Annotated in this window: 13 protein-coding genes and 1 pseudogene; 6 read left to right on the top strand and 8 right to left on the bottom strand. The window is 63.8% G+C overall.

Annotation, left to right across the window (positions count from 1 at the left end; translation table 11 throughout):
• From F615_RS0111595 to F615_RS0111620, 6 genes and pseudogenes are all read left to right on the top strand, one after another.
• A pseudogene (locus F615_RS0111595) lies at positions 1 to 883 on the top strand (phage tail protein); the annotation flags it as partial.
• Complete coding sequence (locus F615_RS0111600) at positions 883 to 1,515, top strand: glycosyltransferase family 2 protein (RefSeq protein ID WP_019561358.1); 633 nt, start codon at positions 883 to 885, stop codon at positions 1,513 to 1,515. The pseudogene F615_RS0111595 and the gene F615_RS0111600, both read left to right, overlap by 1 nt.
• Before the next feature lie 3 nt (positions 1,516 to 1,518).
• Entirely contained in the window at positions 1,519 to 1,869 is a 351-nt protein-coding gene (locus F615_RS0111605; protein ID WP_019561359.1) for a DUF2793 domain-containing protein, read from the top strand.
• A 68-nt stretch (positions 1,870 to 1,937) separates the two neighbouring features.
• Positions 1,938 to 2,243 carry a DUF6127 family protein gene (locus F615_RS0111610; RefSeq protein WP_019561360.1) on the top strand — a complete coding sequence of 102 codons (306 nt, stop codon included), beginning with the start codon at positions 1,938 to 1,940 and terminating at the stop codon, positions 2,241 to 2,243.
• Complete coding sequence (locus F615_RS0111615; RefSeq protein WP_019561361.1) at positions 2,240 to 2,716, top strand: hypothetical protein; 477 nt, start codon at positions 2,240 to 2,242, stop codon at positions 2,714 to 2,716. The genes F615_RS0111610 and F615_RS0111615 overlap by 4 nt, the downstream gene beginning before the upstream one ends.
• The gene (locus tag F615_RS0111620; protein WP_019561362.1) at positions 2,713 to 3,201 is read left to right on the top strand and encodes a lysozyme; all 489 of its coding nucleotides are present in this window, start codon (positions 2,713 to 2,715) and stop codon (positions 3,199 to 3,201) included. Before F615_RS0111615 ends, F615_RS0111620 begins: the two co-directional genes overlap by 4 nt.
• Here the strand turns inward: F615_RS0111620 and F615_RS0111625 are convergent.
• The 8 genes from F615_RS0111625 to F615_RS0111660 all read right to left on the bottom strand — a co-directional run bounded on the left by F615_RS0111625 (position 3,175) and on the right by F615_RS0111660 (position 17,745).
• Positions 3,175 to 4,125 (bottom strand): toll/interleukin-1 receptor domain-containing protein, encoded by a 951-nt coding sequence (locus tag F615_RS0111625; protein WP_019561363.1) that lies wholly within the window; start codon positions 4,123 to 4,125, stop codon positions 3,175 to 3,177. The two genes, F615_RS0111620 and F615_RS0111625, sit on opposite strands and share 27 nt — an antisense overlap.
• A complete protein-coding gene (locus F615_RS0111630) occupies positions 4,122 to 6,971 on the bottom strand; it encodes an ATP-binding protein (RefSeq protein ID WP_019561364.1) in 2,850 nt (949 codons plus the stop codon). The genes F615_RS0111625 and F615_RS0111630 overlap by 4 nt, the downstream gene beginning before the upstream one ends.
• 4 nt (positions 6,972 to 6,975) lie before the next feature.
• Positions 6,976 to 8,739: an acetate and sugar kinases/Hsc70/actin family protein gene (locus F615_RS0111635; protein ID WP_019561365.1), complete on the bottom strand. Its 1,764-nt coding sequence runs from the start codon at positions 8,737 to 8,739 to the stop codon at positions 6,976 to 6,978.
• 47 nt (positions 8,740 to 8,786) lie between these two features.
• Positions 8,787 to 10,253, bottom strand: coding sequence for a hypothetical protein (locus F615_RS0111640; protein WP_156824623.1), 1,467 nt, complete (start codon positions 10,251 to 10,253; stop codon positions 8,787 to 8,789).
• Between the two features lie 10 nt (positions 10,254 to 10,263).
• Entirely contained in the window at positions 10,264 to 13,140 is a 2,877-nt protein-coding gene (locus tag F615_RS0111645) for a DUF1156 domain-containing protein (RefSeq protein ID WP_026330260.1), read from the bottom strand.
• 12 nt (positions 13,141 to 13,152) lie between these two features.
• Positions 13,153 to 13,770, bottom strand: coding sequence for an NYN domain-containing protein (locus tag F615_RS0111650; RefSeq protein WP_019561368.1), 618 nt, complete (start codon positions 13,768 to 13,770; stop codon positions 13,153 to 13,155).
• 202 nt (positions 13,771 to 13,972) lie between these two features.
• Entirely contained in the window at positions 13,973 to 17,509 is a 3,537-nt protein-coding gene (locus F615_RS0111655) for a helicase-related protein (RefSeq protein WP_019561369.1), read from the bottom strand.
• Between the two features lie 29 nt (positions 17,510 to 17,538).
• Positions 17,539 to 17,745, bottom strand: a complete 207-nt coding sequence (locus F615_RS0111660) for a hypothetical protein (protein ID WP_019561370.1) — start codon at positions 17,743 to 17,745, stop codon at positions 17,539 to 17,541.
• Positions 17,746 to 17,795 lie beyond the last annotated feature (50 nt).

Below are 17,795 nucleotides of genomic sequence, written 5' to 3' on the forward strand. Positions count from 1 at the left end.
CGGTGGCCAAGGGCAGCTCAACTGGCAACTGGCCACCGGCGCATCCAGCGGCGATCTCGCGCCCGTGGTGGGCGAGGACTATGCGCCGCTGCTCACGCTCGATGCGGCACTGCCGGCGAGCGAGGCCGATGCGCTGGCCGTGCCGGTGACGGCCCTGGCCCAGCCCGAGCGCCTCACCATCGGCGACTACGCCTACCTGGTCGATGCGCTTGGTGCGATCCGCGAAGCCGTGGCGATCCTCGCCTTCGATGCCCCCGCGGGCACGGTGGATCTCGCCCGCGGGGTGCTCGACACCACGCCGCAGATGCATCCGGCCGGCACGCGGCTGGTGGGCGTGGGCGAGTGGCTCGCCGCCGAGACCACCGAACGCGCGCCGGGCGAGTCGGTGTTCGTCGCCGCCATTCCGCGCACCTCCACCGACCAGGGCGATGCCGTGCTCGCCGTCAACGGCCAGCCGCTGCTGCTCACCGGCCGCCAGGCACGGCCCTATCCGCCGGGGCGCATCCGCCTCAACGGCCAGACCGAGCCCGCCGTGGTCGCCGGCGACCTGACCCTCGCCTGGGCACACCGCGACCGCACCCAGCAGACCGCCTACCTCGTGCGCCAGGACGAGGGCGACATCGGCCCCGAGCCCGGCACCACCTACAGCGTGCGCCTGCGCGACCGCAACGGCGCGCTGGTGCGCACGCAGAGCGGCCTGGCCGGCACCACCTGGACTTGGGACGTGGCCAGCGCTGCGGCAGATGCGGGCAGCGCGGGCGATACCGTGACCATCGAAATCGAGTCCGAGCGCGACGGGCTGGCGAGTTGGCAGGCGCAGGTGCGCACCACCGAACGCGCCGGCTACGGCCTGCGCTGGGGGCAGTACTGGGGTGGGGTGTGATGCAAGCGCCCATCGACCTGCACCTCCAGCCGCGTATCGACGTGCACATGCTCACGCTCGATGAGCCGGCCGCATGGCGCGAAGCATGTCTTGCCAGCCTCGCAGAGGCCCCGATCCGTCTGCACGTGCTGCCGGGCATTCCGGGTCGGATCGGTGAGGCGCGCGCAGCCGGCTACGCGCGAGGGACATTGCCGCTGGTGTCCTTCGTCGATCCCGACGACGTGTACGAAGCCAGTGCCTTCACACACTTAGCCGATGCGCTGGAGGCCTGCCCGCAGGCCGTGATGGCCTACACCGACGAGGCGCTGATGGACGAGCAAGGCCGAGACGTCGGCGTGCGGCGGCTGGCCTACAGCGCCTTCCAGCACGCCCACTCGGCCAGCCATGTGCACGGGCTGATCGTGATGCGCCGCGCTGCGGTCGAGGCCGTGCTCGCTGCCACCACCGACATCCACCCCATGGCCGACTGGCTGTTGACCCGGCTGGTGGCCCAGCGCGGCCGTGTGCTGCACCTGCCCGTCGTCGGCCGGCACTGGCGGCAGCACCCACGGCAAGTCCATCGCACCGCGGACCTGAGCGTCATTCAGCGCATCCGTCAAACCATTCGGCAAACCTCGAATCCCTGGAGATAGACCATGCCATCGACCGATCCGAACCTGGGCCTTGCCTACGGCTGGACGTTGGGCGAATCCGGCTGGCACACCGACATGGATGCCAACCTCAAGCGCCTGGGCGCCATCGTCGGCCTGTCGGTCAAAGACCGCGACCTGACCACACCGCCGGCGAGCCCTACCGACGGAGACCGCTACATCGTGCCGGCCGGTGCCACCGGCGCCTGGGCCGGCAAGACCGACCAGATCGCCGTGCGCATCGCCGGTAGCTGGGAGTACCACGCGCCCCGGGTCGGGTGGCTCGCCTACGTCGAGGACGAGGCCAAGCTCTCGGCCTACAAGCCCACCGGCTGGAGCGCGGGCATCGCCATCTGACCCTCACACCGATCCGTCACCCCTGGACCCGCCCGCGTGGCGGGTTTCGCATTTTTGGGAGACCTGCAATGACCGAACCCGAACGACAACCCCCTGCGCTCGTCGAGAACATGCTGCTTCTGCGCCGTGAGGACTTCGACGAACTGCTCGACCGTGCCGCTGAACGAGGAGCCGAGCGTTGCCTTGCCCATCTCGGACTGGAGAACGGCAGTGCCGCCAAGGACATCCGCGAACTGCGCGACCTACTCGAAGCCTGGCGCGACGCCCGCCGCACGGCGTGGCAGACGACTGTAAAGGTCATCACCACCGGCATTCTGGCCGCGCTGCTGGTGGGGGCCGCGATCAAACTCAAGCTCATGGGAGGTGGCCAATGATCGAGACTCTGCTCGGCGGCCTCCTGGGAGGAGCCTTCCGTCTTGCGCCGGAGATCCTCAAGTGGCTCGACCGCAAGGGCGAGCGCAGCCATGAACTCGCGATGCAGGACAAGGCGCTGGAGTTCGAGAAGCTGCGTGGCGCGCAGCGCATGGCCGAGATCGGTGCGGCAGCGGATGCGGCGTGGAATACCGGGGCCATCGAAGCGTTGCGCGAGGCGGTGGCGGCGCAGGGGCGGCCCTCGGGGGTGAAGTGGGCCGATGCACTCTCCAGCAGCGTGCGGCCCGTCATCACCTACTGGTTCATGGCCCTCTACTGCGCCGCCAAGACCGCCGCCTTTGTGGGCACCGTCGATGCAGGTGCCGAGTGGATCCCGGCGATCCAGGCGGCCTGGACCGAGGCCGACCAGGCGCTGTGGGCCGGTGTCCTGAACTTCTGGTTCCTGGGCCGAGTCTTCGACCGGGTGCGGCCGTGATCGCAGTACCCCAGGCGGCCATCGACCTGGCCAAACGCTTCGAGGGCTTTCATCGCGTGCCGAAGCACGACCCCGGCCGCGCGCACCCGTACCTGTGCCCGGCCGGCTACTGGACGATCGGCTACGGTCACCTCTGCGATCCGGATCATCCGCCGATCACAGAAGCCGAAGCGGAAGTCTATCTGGCCCGTGACCTGCAGACGGCGCTTGCCGCCACACTGCGCTACTGCCCGGTGCTGGCGACCGAGCCCGAGGGGCGGCTGGCTGCCATCGTCGACTTCACCTTCAACCTCGGCGCGGGGCGACTACAGACGTCAACGCTACGGCGACGTGTCAACCAACGGGACTGGGTGGGCGCCGCGACGGAGCTGCGCCGCTGGATCTACGGCGGCGGGAGAGTGCTTCCGGGACTTGTGAGCAGGCGATTCGCTGAAAGCGATCTGATCCAGAGCCCGGACTCACACGCTCTGAAGCGCACGGCGTAGCGACGCTGAAACTTCCCAGACGTGAGATTGGCCGCCGAGGTACTTCGAGACCTTGATGTAGTTGTTGCTCTCCATCAGGTTGAGAACGAAGTCGACAAAGGCTACGGGCTTGTTCACCCTTGCAGCCAGTTCCTGATTCTGTCGAACGTCCTCGTTCACGAGCAGCGCGGCGATTTGATTCACCGTGCCTTGGTAGTCATCGACGTACGCTTCGGCGAACTTCAGGAAACCGAAGTCAGTCAGGACGACATGCGACAGCGGTGCTCCGATGACCTTGCCTACCTTGACGAAGTGGTGCTGCTCAAGAATCTGCAGCGAATCGAGCAGCTCTTGCTGCGGGACGTCTCGCAGAAGCGGTTCGGCTTTCAACCGATCCCACTCCACCAGTCCTGCGCCCTCGTCGATCTGTATCCGAGCAATTACACGGATGACCAGATCATCGACGCGCGACAGCCCTGCGATCAACGGCGCAGGACCGGCGAAGCGCGCTGGCGGTGCACCTAGCGCCGGCTTGTCGGTCACATCGAAGATGACCGACAAGATTCGTTGCAGGCTCGCGCCGTAGTCGTTGAGGTTATCGACCTTCTGCCAAACCGTGGATCGCAACGCCTCCGGAACCTCGCAGTCGTCGATGACGACGGGGATCAGCTTGGTCCCGCGGCTGAGCCGGTTGACTACGGATGCATTCAGCTCTTCCCGGACCCAGGGCTTCTGAACGCTCGTCGCGGACAAGACGATAACGACGGCACGTGCCTCCTTAAGCCCTTCCTCGAAGATCTTGTCTACAAGGCTGTCGCCTGGCTTCATCTCCCACTGGTCGAGCCACGCGTCTACGCCGTTCTCACGTAGGCGCCTTGCGAAGTCGACCACGAAGCGGGCTTTGTCCTCGCTCGCGTGGCTGACAAAGACCTTCGGAGCCGTCATTCTCCCGACTCGAACTCGGCGTTCTTGAACTTCAGCACGTTGCAGTTCTCCTTCACCACGCGCTGCAGGCCGTCATCGAATCCAGAGGGAGACTCGGCCTGGATCTCGATGGCGATCTTGACCTTTACATCGGGGCGCAAGGTGAATTGCTGGACCACCTCGTCCACCAGGTCTGCGAACTGCTTCTTGGCCAGGATGGGGTCGAGGTCGATGCTGCCGTAGAACTGCTTCTTGACGATCTGGCCGGCGGTCGCGCCACCGGCTTGGTAGCCCCCTTTGGCCGAGTCTTCGACGTGCGAGGTTTCGCCGCCGCCAGCCGGAGCCGTTGCGGTGCTTGCGCCCGTTCCGGCTTCAGCGGTCTTGGCACGCGAGGCCTCTTCAGACGCGCGCAGGGCTTCCATGTACGCGGCGGCCGTCAGCGGCTCGATCAGCAGCAGAGACGAGTCCATGATCAGGGACGTGCGCTTGCCGTAGCTGAAGCCGATGTAGCGCCCGTCTTCCTTGCCCTGCGCGAAGCCGAAGAACTCACGGCTCTCGGCGCCCGCTGCCATCGTGTTCTGGAACACGGTGTCGTCTTTTAGGCGGGGCAGGTAGAGCTGCTGGCAGCTCTGCTGCCAGACGGTAAGCGCCGGAACGTCCTTGACGTCATCCTTCCAGAACCAGTCCTTCAGCACCTTGGCCAGGTGGATCGGCGCCCACTCGGTGATGAGCAGCTCGTTCTCCTTGAGGACGCGTTCGATCTCCTGCGACCAGTTCTGCGCGCCGGGGTTGACTTGGAAGTGCTCCCATCGCAGCTCGGAAAGGCCTTTGCCGGGGCGCGCCTCCTGCATCGGCGCCACGAGCCACTTGTAGGTCTCGCGGATCATGCGGCGCACGGTCTCCTCGGCCTGCTCCAGGCTGGCGTTCGCCTGCTTGGCCATCAGGTTGTCGAGGACGATACGGTTGTCCTTGTAGTCGGCAACGATGCTGCGCCATGCCAGGAACGAGCGCACATGGTCCTTCAGCCGGCTCACGCTGTCGTAGTCGGCGGCCAGGAAGATCAGCCGGTTCTGCTTGAAGCGGGGCTGGTCGCCGCGCTTCTTCAAGATCTCGGTCGCGCGGTCGATGGCCAGGCTCTGGCCGCTCTTGCTGAAGGCGGCGTCTGGCGGTAGCACCACCAAACGCAGTGCCCAGTCGTCGGGCACGTCGCCGCTGTCCGTGAAGACGTGGATGCCGCCGAACACCCCGCTGGCGAAGCCGCGCTGGACGCGCTCGCGGACGGTCGGGAACACGTCTTCCTTGTCCTGGAACCGCCGCTTGCGCTCCTCCATCTCGCGCCGCAGGTTGGGCCGCGTGTCGAGCCAGAACCTGTTGTTGGCGTGGTTGAGGTAGTGCAGCCGGTCGGTGAGGCGCTTGAGCGCATCCTTGAACAAGCCGATCTGCTGGCCCGGTTGAATGACGCCGAGGATCACACGCTCTAGCTCAAGGCCCCGCACCAGCTGGTTCGTTGTGCTGGGCGCGCTGCCCAGGAACACCGCGCGTGCCGAACGACGGCAAGCCTGCACGCTGCCGAAGCGGGTGTCCTTGTTCTCGATCTCGGTGGTCTCGGCGCGCTCGCCGTCCACGTCACGCTCGATCACCGGGTCCCAGCCCGGGGGCAGGTAGTAAATGGCCTCATTGCGCACATCGGCGTCGTACAGCGGCAGGCTGCCTGGCAGTATCAAAAGATCATTGTTGCCATCTTTCCACAGCCGGTGAATGACTTTGGCCATCAATTTCAGCACGCCGCGGGTGCGCTGGAAGTTGTCCAGGGTCGACCAGTCTTTGTAGAGTCGTTCGAACACCTCGGGGTGGATCGGATAGGCGCGCACCAGCCGCTCGAAGTAGCGGCCCTCTTGCACCTCTTGCGGCAAGCCGTCGCGGTGGGCGGTGTAGAAGTCGGCAAAGGCGCGGCAGACCGACTCCATCGCCAGCTTGTCGTTGATCGAGGCGAACAGCCGCCGCCGCACGATCTCGAACGCCTCCTCGGTGGCCACCGGCTTCCACAGCGCCTGTACGCGGCCAAAGTAGTGTGCCAGCGCCTCCAGCGCCTTCACACCGCGCTGGCTGCCGGCTTCCTTGTCCGATTCGGGCAGGGATGCCAGCAGCACGGCGGTCGGCACGGCCTTCAGTGCCTCGGTAAGCGCCTGCACGAACGACAGGTTCGAGTCGAACGTTCCCCCGGTGAGCGTCTTGCCCTCCTCGAACTGGCGAACGTAGGCCACCAGTTCGTCAATCAGGATGACGCAGGGCGCACAGCGCGCGAGCAACGCCTCCAGCACCGCCTTGCCGGGCGAAGTACCCGAAGCATCAGCGTCAGCCACCAGGGCGTAGCCTTCGGCCCCCCCGAGTTGCCACGCTAGGTCGCCCCACAACGTGCGAATCGTCTGGCCCTCGCGCTTCACAGGCTGGTTGGGTGACGCCTTGATACCGTCGAGCACCGCAATGCGCGCGCGCGGCAATTCCATGATTCCGGCTGCATCGAGAATGGCGGAAATCCCCGGCAGATCACTCGGCGGTGCTTCGCCCTTGGCCAGGTGATACACCGCCAGCATGGTGTGCGTCTTGCCGCCGCCGAAGGCGGTTTGCAGCTGAATGACCGGGTCGCCGCCTTTACCGGCCAGGCGCTTGACCACCGAATCCAGCAGCAGGCGCATGCCCTCGGTGATGAAGGTGCGCTGGAAGAACAGCACCGGGTTCTGATACTCGCCGGTGGCGGTGCCTGCGTGCACGCGCGAAAGATCCGCCGCGAACTCGGCTTGCTGGAACGTGCCCTTGAGCACGTCTTCGTGTGGGACGGCGATCTCGCGCCAGGGTTTTACTGCCATCTATTTAGCCCCCGGTGATTTGTAGGTTACTGGCGACATAGCCGTGGTGTCTTGCCCCACCAAGGAAGACTGGTGGTGCGGTAAGCGTTTCAGGCATAGTTTCTGCGGTGCCACCGATTGCGACAGCCAACTGTGGGTAGACCGCCTTCAACTCAATCGGCATATCAGCCATCCAATCGGGCCGCGGGTCGACCGCCTCTCGAAGGATACGGTGCCCCTGCACGTCAATCAGTCCCTTGCCCAAAGCTTGCATCATCGGCAGGGGCGAACTGCCCCCTGTCAGGACAACCTTTAATCGGATGCCATCCGTAGCCAGCCAGCGAAGCCAGCTTTCATCAACAGCCTCCAGCGACTTCTTGAACCCAGCCTCCACTGCTTGAGTAAAGCGCTTCACCCTCTCGTCGGCAAGAAACTCGTCAAGGGTCACCTCGCCAGCGGTGCCATCTGCCAGAACGTACTCAAGCTTTCCCGTCTTAAAGAGGGTCTCTTTTAATCCGCGGATTCGACGATTTAGGTCTGCCAGGATCATGCGGCCCGAGTTGTCACTGGGATCGATCGACTCACGTCGGGCAATGAATCCGCGTAACAGACCATCCACCTTGTCACCGGCTTGCATCAGCCCCTGAATCGATGCGGGTACTTGGAATACGCGGAACTCGTCCTCACCAGGCCGACGCGTAGTGATAAACAGACCAAAGTCCGTGGTGCCAGCCCCAACGTCCACCACCATGAAGGCATCCCGCGCGTGCTCGCTTTCGGCAAGCGCACCAGCGGCAACGGCAACCGGTTCCGGAACCCCGTCATCGATCAAATACTCTGGCCGTTTGTTCAGAGCTTTGATCTGCTCTAGAGCAGACTTCAACTCGCCCACCGGAATGCCACCCTGCCATCGGCCTGTAAAGGTGTCCGCAAGGATCTGCGCTTCCGCCAACATCCTGCGCATCAAGCCATCTGCCCATTCAGTCTGCACCGGATCAGGCCAGCAAGGCCTAGCGAAGCGTCGCTTTGCGTACCTTGGCTGATCGACCCCTTGGTGGGCCAATGAGCTTTCCGCGATGTCTGTCAGGTAGGCCAGATAGATCCGTATCAAATCACCTTCAGTCAACCGATAGGGGGTCGGGTTCATTGCCGGCTTTAGCACACAGGCTTCGCCATCCAGGTTGCCCTCTCTTCGAAGGCTTAGCCAACTTTTGATGGAATCCAGCCGCTCACGACCTGAGTCAACCAAATCCTGACTTAGTTCAATGGCTTCGAAGCCAAAGTAGGCCTTTCCGTCTTCGGCAATAAAGATCGACGAGGGCAGCGTATACCCCTGACGTCCGGATTCTGTGCCCAATTCGAGATCCAGATATTTGTCCGGGAACACCGTCGCGAAGGCCTTAGACATTGCCGTTCCGAAGTCAAGGCACAGCAGCACCTTTGGATCGGTCACTTCATCGCGTTCGATAGACTCCAAAGCAAGCGCAACCCTAGGCAGCGCCGGTGCAGACAAGGTGGAGGCATCTTTGGTGTCAGCATCTATTGACTCTGTGGATGGCGGGAGTGACGTTGCGTCGCTGACAGCAGCTCCTGCCTCCCTTTGAGTGGTAGAGACAGGTCCAGCCTGCTTAATGGCCTCAGAGGCGGGAGAATTGACCTCCCTTTTCAAGGCAGCCAAGGCCATTTGCAGGGCCTCGCGCTCCAACGATGAAACCGCACCGATGGTCTGATCACGCTCGATGCGCTCCAGCAAGCTGGAGATTAAAATTGCAGCAATGTTCTTGTCCAAAGCTTCCTCCTTGAGGACTTGTCAACAAGCTGAGCGTGAGGCGCCTGTTACTCCACGAGCCCCTTGGTGACGACGTCACCTATGCCGCCATCAGGTCGCTTGCGAACAATGGCCGGCTGTTTGACCACCATTCGTTGCCGAGGTGTTCCGCCAACTACCGTAAAAAACTTCGTCGATATTTCGATCTCCTCCCCCGGCACACCATAAAGATCCAAACCTCGCAAGGCGGCTGCCTGCTCCACTTGAATAGCAAGCGCCTGAACGCTATCAAGCAGGGCCTGAGCGGACGACACCAGCCCAGGGTCATAAATTTCCAGATTCGACACCAACGAGACGCACAGGCTATCGCGAAGCGCCCGAGCCGTGCGTGCTGCTTGAAGGGCAAGGCCGATGCTTTCATCTGCAGTGCTGGCAGCAGCCTCGATTGCCGAGTTGCTGGCTTGTCTCAAGTTGCGAATCCGTCCATGTTCAAGCCAGTCTCGAACTTCCTCATTGAGCTCAGGATGGCGAGCGGCCAATTCACGCGCCAGAGCCCGAGCCCGCTCTGGGTGGTTGCAAAGCACCTCCAACTGTGACAACAGCGCTTGGTCGCGTTGACCCTGTCGTCCCAGCAGGACCAACGCCTCGGATACATCGGTGATCAACCGCTCCAGGGGCTTTTCCAATTCAGCAGGCCACGATCGTCTGCCACACAGACGGCGGCAGTAATCAACGACCCGGTACATGGTCGGATCTGCAACAACCGAAATACGGGTACGGGCGATGTCATGCACCAGCAATAATGCTTGGCGAATCAAGTCGATTTGTGCCTTCTCATCTTGTGGCTTGCCTGCAGCCATCAATGGCGCGCTGACCCACTCATACAGTGCCACCCCTAAGTCATTGCCCGCGTCAAGTTCACTGTCAAGGAGGGCCTCCCGCAATGCCTCGATGGCCCGTGCAAGGCGGCGTGCCATCGTGTCGCCTGGAGCTTGCGTGTCGGGACGGAAGGCCTCGAACGCAGTGGCCAAGCTGCGCAGCACGTCAGCCAGGTTGGCGGCTTGCGCCATCAAAGCCACCATCATCTCCAACCGGGCTTTTTCTGCCGTCGGCTCTTCGGCGATGGAACGAGCCAAATAGTTGGGCATCCAAGGCACTGGCATCTGAGCACAGGCTCGCGCCAGGTTCAATCGATCATCTCCGCTGGATAACAACTGCATACTGGGCAACGGCGCAGCAAAGGCAGGTCGTAACTGCTCCAGCATCTCTGGCGCCCAGCGCTTGACGATCTGTGTCAGGCGAATGCACTCAGCGATGGCCAATAACCGATGTTCAGGATTTTCGGCCGACCTCGATTGCCGCAACAGATGGTCCCGCCCAGACATGATGGCTGGATGGTCCGCATGTTTGGGCAAAACCTTAGTCGCGCTGAGGGTAGAAAGAGCTTCGCGCCGCTCTTCCGGTGAGGTCGACGCTTCTGAAAACGTCGTCAAAGCCGCGATAGCCTCTGGACTGAAAGATGTAGTCGTCGCCATGAAGCCTCCCTCAAATATCCAACGAGCTCTGCGAGCCGACGATGCCTGCCTCACCCGCTGCCTGCTCGATGCCGCTCCAGGCGGTGACCAGCTCGTTGTAGGCGCGGGCTTCCTCGGCCCAGCCCTTGCGCTCGCAGAGGGTGTAGAGGCGATAGGCCAGCGCACGAATGGGCTCGGCGCGGGCGGGCATGCGGGCGAGCAAGTTGCCTGCGGCCGATTCGCCGTCTTGATTCAGTGCTCGGATCAGTTGGTGCAGCGCCTCCCACACCGGGAGCCGCGCGTCGGACTCAGGCGACCAGTCGCGCGGCATCTCAGCCCACTTGAGCAGGCGCAGCTCCCCCTTGCCGGAGGCGACCACGCCCGACGCCTTTAGACCTTCGACGCTCGTGCCCTTGGCCTTGGAGAGCACCTCCGCTTCGCCATAGCGGCCAGTGGCCCAGCCGTGCGTCTCGAACCAATGCAGGCAGAACTGGGTGTCGTGATCGAAGTCGTCCTCGGCGAGAAAGCGGTTGATGAGCGCAAGCGCCGTGCGCACCGACATCGGCGTGCCGTCGGCTTCGAGCACCGCGGCGTACTGGCTGAAGATCGCCATGCCGGGGCCGATGATGGCCTGGGAGAGGTCCACGGGCGCGACGGGGGAATGGACGCCGCCGCGGGTCATCGCCTCCAGCGCCTCGGGCAGCGTCGCATTCAATTCGCGCACGAACTCGCGGCGGCTGACCACCGGCGCATCCGGCGCGCGCTGGCGGCAGACCAGCACGATGCTGGAGGCAAGTGCGTTGGTGCCTAGTCCGATTGAACGAGCGTCACGCTCGGTGCGCATGGGCCAGGTTCCAGTGATCGCAAAGCCGGCGCGAATCACCGCCTCTAGAAAGGTCTCCCAGCCGGTACTGGCGGTGCCGGCCTCGTCCGTGGTTTCGCTTTGCTTGAAGGCATAGTAGATGGTGATCGGAAAGGCCGGGTGCGCCTGCTTGGCCAAGTTGTGGATAGCGCGGGTCATGCCCTCAAGGAAGAACGCTTCGGCCTTTTCTTTGCTGCCATGGCGGTAAGGCGTAGCGACCAGCTCCTCGGCCTTGGGCACCGCCAGCGTGGCAAATAGGTTAGGGAAGATGGGCTTGAGGCTGCGGCGCAGCCAGACGTAAAAGAAGTCTGACAAATCAGCGTAGCCGATGTTGTCGTAGTAGGGCGGGTCCGTCGAAACTACTTTTTGTGCGCCTATATCTTGTGTTTGAGCATCAGCTTGCATGGCAGCGCCCTGCCAAAATGGCGCGAGGCTTGCGAAAGTCTCGCAGGCAGATTCAACGGTCGAGTACCAGGACCCCATTTTCGAGAATGGAGATAGCTCAACGTAGTCCCAATTCATGGGTATAGCCTGACGAGAGAACAGTGCCCTGACGTTCTGATTTGTGTTGTTCCATCCTGCGAGTGAGTTACTCATATCGCCCCACCGGGAGGTGGCAAGGCCAAGATAAACACCCACCGCCTGCGCATACGCCGTCGCCCCGGTGCCGCCGGCGTCGAGGCCGCGGCCGTCGTCGGGCATGCCGGCGGCCAGGGCATCGGCCCTGGCCTTGGCGATGGCTTCGCCCACGAGATCGGAGAAGGTGGTGAGCGCCACCAGTTGGCGGGGGGTGAAGAGGTCGCCGTAAACGTCCAAGCCATAGTTGGACACATTCACGCGGCATTTTCCGTGCAACTTGACATCGGGCCTCCACATCGGCTGCGCCTGATGAGCGATGGCTTCGTGTGCCTCGCTCGGCGGCAGATACACCCGGCCCCGTGCGCCTTCGGCGACGATGGCCATCAACCGCGCGCCCATGCGCCCAGCCTGTCCTTCGTTACGGATGTACTTGTAATCGATCGGTGACTTCGACAGCAGGCAATAGAAGCCACCCCGCTTGCCCGCAGCGGTGCCCGCTTTCGCCGCCTCGGTCGACTTGCCCACCTTCACCGTGAAGCGGTAACTATCTCCCTCCACCACCGGCTCCACATACGCCTCCTTGCCCGCCTTGCTGGAGAGCACGAAGGTCGAGGCCAGCGGCACCTCCACATGGCTGAATGCCGGGTTCGGGCTCTTCACCGTGCGTGCCCACAACCAGGCGATCACGGTGAGCTGTTGCCCCACCAGCGGCTTCAGGTCCGGACGCTCGGCCGCCATCTCGGCGGTGACGGTGATCTTCGGGTACAGGTGCCCGATGCGCTTCTCGGCCTCTGCGCGCATCCAGGCGCCGTAGCGGCGCACGTCTTCGGCCAGGCCGCGCGCGCCGCGCCAGTCCTCGTGCAGCTTGGCCTGCTTCTCGCCCGGGGGCAGAGGCCCCACCGGCGCGCGGCCGGCAAAACGCGGCGGGATTTCGATCATCGCCTTGTTGATCGTCACCGCCACGGGGTTGAGGTCAGACGCCCAGGCTTCCAGCCCCAGGCGCTGCGCCTCCAGCGGCAGCGCGCCGCCGCCGGCGAAGGGGTCGTGGAAGGCGGGGAGCTTCTCGGGGTTGAACAGCTCGGCGGCCTGCGGGTGGTGTTTGTTGAGTTCGCAGGTCTCGCGCCAGCTTTTGCGGATCTCTTCGCGGGCGCGCTCGAGCACGTCTTCGTTGTTGGTGTTCTCCCACTGCACCAGGTCTTCAATGATCTTGAACAGGCGCTCGCGCTCAGCGGCGGCCTTTTGCTTGTTGACGCCGCGGCCCAGGTGGCGTTCGTAGCCGGGGTCGTTGACCATCTGCGCAAAGATCACCGCCCGCGCCGCCGCCAGGGGCCGGCGCGCCCACCATATGTGAAGCGAGCGTGGGTGGCGCCTGGTAAATGGCTGCTTCTCAATTGCGCACGCTGCGTTAATGGCGTCGAGCGGTAGCGCCACTTCGATGAGTTTCTTGGGGGCTTTGATGCTGGTCATTCTTGAAGTCCTTCAGCGCCAGGTGGCAGGGCGTGCGAGCACGTAGCCATCGGGCTTGACGAGTTGTTCGGGCAGCTGGCTGGCGCGCAGCTTGTCTTCACCAATGTTGAGGTAGCCGTTGGCGCAGCGCTTGAGTTCGTTCGAATAACGACCGGGCGGAAAGGCAACGACAATGCGCTTTTGGGCAAAGCGCTCGCGCACCCTGCGGATGGGTGTCGTCAGATCGCTGTCGCCGGATATGACGAGCGCTGTGTCGAAGGCGTTGTCAAAGGCATCGCCGAGCAACTGAATGGCGATGTTCACGTCCGTCATCTTCTCTTCGTAGTCGGGCCAGTTCGCGCCGCACTGCCGGCACTGGCGTGTCTTCTGCAGGTAGTGGCCGAACTGGCAGCGCACGCCGCGCAGGGCCAGGGCTTCGAGGTAGTCGTTCTGCCGCTTCTGGTCAGCCGAGTTGCGGCCATTGGCGCGGATGCGGGCCGTGAAGTAGTGCGTGGCCAGCAGTTGCTGCCCAGGCTTGAGGAGGCTCTGTGCAAGCGCTGAGACGTCGAGCCAGTAGTAGCGCTTGAAGCTGGAATCCTTCAACCCGAAGTAGAGGTTGAAGCCGTCCACGTAGGCCATCACGCGCTGCATGGCTGGCCTCCGGAAACGCTGCTCGGCTTGACAGCAGAGCCTGGTCTGACGACAATATGGCGCATTAACCCCGCCGGAGATAGCATCTCCGGCCCGACGCCTCCCTCGGGAGGCGTCTCTTCTTGCAGCCCCGCCAAGGTGAGCAGCCCTGGCCCGACGCCCTCCCCGTGAGGGCGTTTCTGTTTCTGAGGGCAGCCCAGGCTCACAGCGAGCCCTCCGCGGTCGTGGCGCGCTCAAGCAGCGCATCCAGGTCCAGGTTGATGCTGGTCACCGCCCAGTCGGGCTCCTGGGTGAAGGGCTTGCGGATGTAGAACGGCCCGGCGTAGCCGTCGCCGTCCACGAGCACGATGGCCAGGATGAACTTGTCCGCCTGGTTGAGGCCATAGAGGATCTCGTTGCGGGTGACGGTGATCGTGGTCTGGCCTTTAGCGCGGCCCTTGACCTCGATGTGGCGCGAGGTGGGCAGACGGCCGTCGAGGGCTTTGGGGATGCTGGTGACGTCCCAGCCGCACTTCTGCGCCGAGACGTCGATGACCTCATGGCCCAGCGCGCGTTCGGCGTTCATCACCGCCTGCATGGCGATGTGCTCGATGCGGCTGCGCGCATCGGCATCCGCCGACCAGCCGGGCTCGCCCTTGCGTTGCATCAAGAGGCCCGCCGGGATCACCAATGCGCCGCCGACGATGACAGGCGTGGCGGAGATGACGTGGCGCATGGCCAGCAACTCCTTCTCGCGCGCTTCGCGCCGCGCGGTCAGGTCGTCGATGGTGCGGCGCACGTTCTCCAGCGTCAGGCGCACATCCTTGCCGGCAGCCAGGTCGTCTTGCAGCTTGATGTAACGGTCGGACCAGAAGTTGATTTCCTTCACCAGACGCTCATGTACGGCGGCCAGGGTTTTGTCCACCGCCTTCTCGCGGCGGGTGCGCACTTCATCGAAGTGTTCGGGCACAAGAGAGCTTCCGGCATGGGCCAAAGCCTGTTGCTCGAGGTCTTTGGCGATCCACGGGGCGGCCAGCACGTCTTCGATCAACTTGAGGTCGGCAGGCGCAATGGGCTCCAGGTCCAGGTGAGGCGCCCAACCGGCGTTGATCGCGTGTCCCTGCGGGTCGATCTCGACGAACTGCATGCGGCGCGAGACGATGCGCGCGGGGTCTGCCCCTTCCTTGACGGCGTGATCAACGACAAACATCACCTTCGGGGTGACGCCCATATCACTCGGGTCCACCAACACCGTGCCTTGCTTGAGCTTGTTGCGGTGAGCTTCCAGCACAAGGTCGGTGACCGCCTGCATCAAGGGGTGGCCGGGATGGATGAGGCTGGCCATCGGGGCGCCGACACGGTCGGTCAGCCGCACGTACTGCTTCTCGAAGCAGACGCGCTCGTAACGGCGTAGCACCGGGTCGGCATTGCGGCGGTCGCGGCCGGTGATTTGCCGGTCGCGCTCGCGGATGAGCGCCGGCACGTTGGTGATCTCGTAGCGCCCTTGCTCGCGCGGGCGCAGCTCGCCGCCGAATTGTTGGAAGGCCTGGTTGAAGAAAGCGCGGATGAAGAAGGGCTGCAGCTTGCGGGCCTCGGCCTTCTCCATCTCCTCCTTCACCGCGAACAGGCGCTTCTCGTCCATCACCTCTTCGCACAGCGCATTGCGCTTGATGATGTTCTCGAGGTGCTGGGTATCCAGCGCGCCTTCCACCTTCTTGAGCAGTCGGGCACGGACTTCGGGATCCGAGCCGTAGCGGATGGCCTCGATCAGCAGATCCTTGAGGGGCTTGTCCTCGAAGACCTCGCCCAGGATGTCGAACACGCGGCCGCCCAGGGCCTGGCGCTCCACCTCCAGCTTCTCGAACAGACGCTGGAAGACGTCGCCTTCGCGCGTTTCGATGGCCACCATGTTCCACAGGTGGCAGACCTCGGTCTGGCCGATGCGGTGGATGCGGCCAAAGCGCTGCTCCAGGCGGTTGGGGTTCCAAGGCAGGTCGTAATTGACCATCAGGTTGGCGTTTTGCAGGTTCACGCCTTCGCCAGCGGCGTCGGTGGCGATGAGTACGCGCACCGTGGGGTCGTTGCGGAATAGCTCCTGTACCTTGCGGCGTTCCTCGCGCTTCACACCACCGTGGATCATCACCACGGCTTCTTCACTGCCGAGCAGGCCGCGAATCTTGGTGGCCAGGTAGTTGAGCGTGTCGCGGTGCTCGGTGAAGAGGATTAGCTTGCGCTGCCGACCCGCCGCGTCGTGCATCTCAGGCGTGTCCTGCAGCAGGCGGGAGAGTTCGTCCCACTTGCGATCCTGCCCGGAATACACCACCTGGCGGGCCTGCTCCTCCAAGGCTTCGAGGATGATGATCTCGGCCTCGAGCTCCTGGATCGTCTGCGCGGCGGTGGCTTGGTCGACGACGGCTTCCTCGAAGTTCTCGAAGTCGTCGGGCGACATGGCGTCGGCCGATTCCCAAATGTCCTCAGGCACGCCGTTGGTGCCGGTGCCAGCCAACGTCTCGGCCAGTGCCTTGCCGCGCTGGCCCAGCTTTTCTTCCTCGACCCGACGCTTGAGTTTGTTGCGGCGGCGCTTGAGCGACTGGTAGATCGCCTCGGGGCTGGAGGCCAGCCTGCGCTGCAGCGAAGTCAGAGCGAACCCGACGGTGCCCTTGCGTCCGCCGTCGGCCAGCTGATCGGCCCTGGCGAACTCGGTCTTCACGTACTCGGTGACCGCGGCGTAGAGCGCGGCCTCCAGGTCGGACAGCTTGTAGTTGACGGTGTAGGCCCGGCGCTCAGGGAACAGCGGGGTGCCGTCGAACTTGAGCAAGTCTTCCTTGACCATGCGGCGCATCAGATCGGTGACGTCGACCTTGTGCGCGCCGTCGCGAAACTTTCCGTAGAAGCGGTCGGCGTCTAGCAGCGACATGAACAGCTGGAAGTCTTCCTCCTTGCCGTTGTGCGGCGTGGCCGTCATCAACAGGAAGTGCCGCGTGATCGAGCCCAGCAGCTCGCCCAGCTGGAAGCGCTTGGTTTTGTTGACCTTGTTGCCGAAGTAGCTGGCGGAGAGCTTGTGCGCTTCATCGACCACCACCAGGTCCCAGCGCGACAGGCGTAACTTCTCCTGGAGGTCGTCCGCGCGGGCCAGTTGATCGACGCGGGCAACCAGCAAATCGTGGTCGTCGAAGGGGTTGCCGCTGCGGGACTGCTCGACCTGCTCGCGCGAAAACAGCGAGAACGACAGGCCGAACTTCTCGAACATTTCGTCCTGCCATTGTTCAACCAGGCTGCCAGGGGCGACGATGAGCACGCGCTTGGCGTCCGCCCGCATCAGCAGCTCGCGGATGAAAAGGCCGGCCATGATGGTCTTGCCAGCGCCGGGGTCGTCGGCCAGCACGTAGCGCAGCGGCTGGCGCGGCAGCATGGACTCATAGACCGCGGTGATCTGATGCGGCAGCGGCTCTACGTTCGAGGTGTGCACCGCCATCATCGGATCGAACAGGTGGGCCAGGTTGATCCGGTAGGCCTCGGTGGCAAGTTTGAAGTCCTCGCCTGGGGCGTCGAAGGCCCATGGGCGGCCGGCTTCGGCCAACGACAGGTTGGCCTCGTCTGTGCGGAACAGCATCCGCTCGCGCAGCGAGCCGTCGGCGGTCTTGTAGTAGACGGTGAGGGCGTTGTCACCGACCGGCTCTGTCGTGACGATGCGCACGACCTGCCCGGGCTCCAAGCCCGAGATGGCCGCGTTCTTCTGGATCTGTTCGAGCTTCAGCACGGTGCGCCCCCTTGTTATTGCTTTCCGCCTCAGGGCTTGCGCCGGTTGTAGGGCGACTGGTTGGTAGGCTTGAGGGAGATGTTGTTCTCGCCCGCCTTGGCTCGCACCGCGTCCTCCGTGCGGCCCAGCTTCAGGCCGATAACCCGCGTGGGCGTGTTTTCTTGGGCGAGCTGCTTGAGCTGCTTGACCTCGGCAGGCGTCCATTGCTTGCCGTGGTTGGCGGGAGGCTTAGCCATGATGGGGCTCCTTTCGGCGGTGACGGTCGACGGAATTGCAGGTGGGGGTG

The organism is Caldimonas manganoxidans ATCC BAA-369, from assembly GCF_000381125.1.
Lineage (GTDB): Bacteria > Pseudomonadota > Gammaproteobacteria > Burkholderiales > Burkholderiaceae_C > Caldimonas > Caldimonas manganoxidans.

Bases quoted from the DNA above. Each gene is read 5' to 3' on its own strand.
- F615_RS0111650 (WP_019561368.1), bottom strand. From the start codon at position 13,770: ATGCAGCGCGTGATGGCCTACGTGGACGGCTTCAACCTCTACTTCGGG.
- F615_RS0111645 (WP_026330260.1), bottom strand. From the start codon at position 13,140: ATGACCAGCATCAAAGCCCCCAAGAAACTCATCGAAGTGGCGCTACCG.
- F615_RS0111610 (WP_019561360.1), top strand. From the start codon at position 1,938: ATGACCGAACCCGAACGACAACCCCCTGCGCTCGTCGAGAACATGCTG.
- F615_RS0111600 (WP_019561358.1), top strand. From the start codon at position 883: ATGCAAGCGCCCATCGACCTGCACCTCCAGCCGCGTATCGACGTGCAC.
- F615_RS0111630 (WP_019561364.1), bottom strand. From the start codon at position 6,971: ATGGCAGTAAAACCCTGGCGCGAGATCGCCGTCCCACACGAAGACGTG.
- F615_RS0111660 (WP_019561370.1), bottom strand. From the start codon at position 17,745: ATGGCTAAGCCTCCCGCCAACCACGGCAAGCAATGGACGCCTGCCGAG.
- F615_RS0111615 (WP_019561361.1), top strand. From the start codon at position 2,240: ATGATCGAGACTCTGCTCGGCGGCCTCCTGGGAGGAGCCTTCCGTCTT.
- F615_RS0111605 (WP_019561359.1), top strand. From the start codon at position 1,519: ATGCCATCGACCGATCCGAACCTGGGCCTTGCCTACGGCTGGACGTTG.
- F615_RS0111640 (WP_156824623.1), bottom strand. From the start codon at position 10,253: ATGGCGACGACTACATCTTTCAGTCCAGAGGCTATCGCGGCTTTGACG.
- F615_RS0111625 (WP_019561363.1), bottom strand. From the start codon at position 4,125: ATGACGGCTCCGAAGGTCTTTGTCAGCCACGCGAGCGAGGACAAAGCC.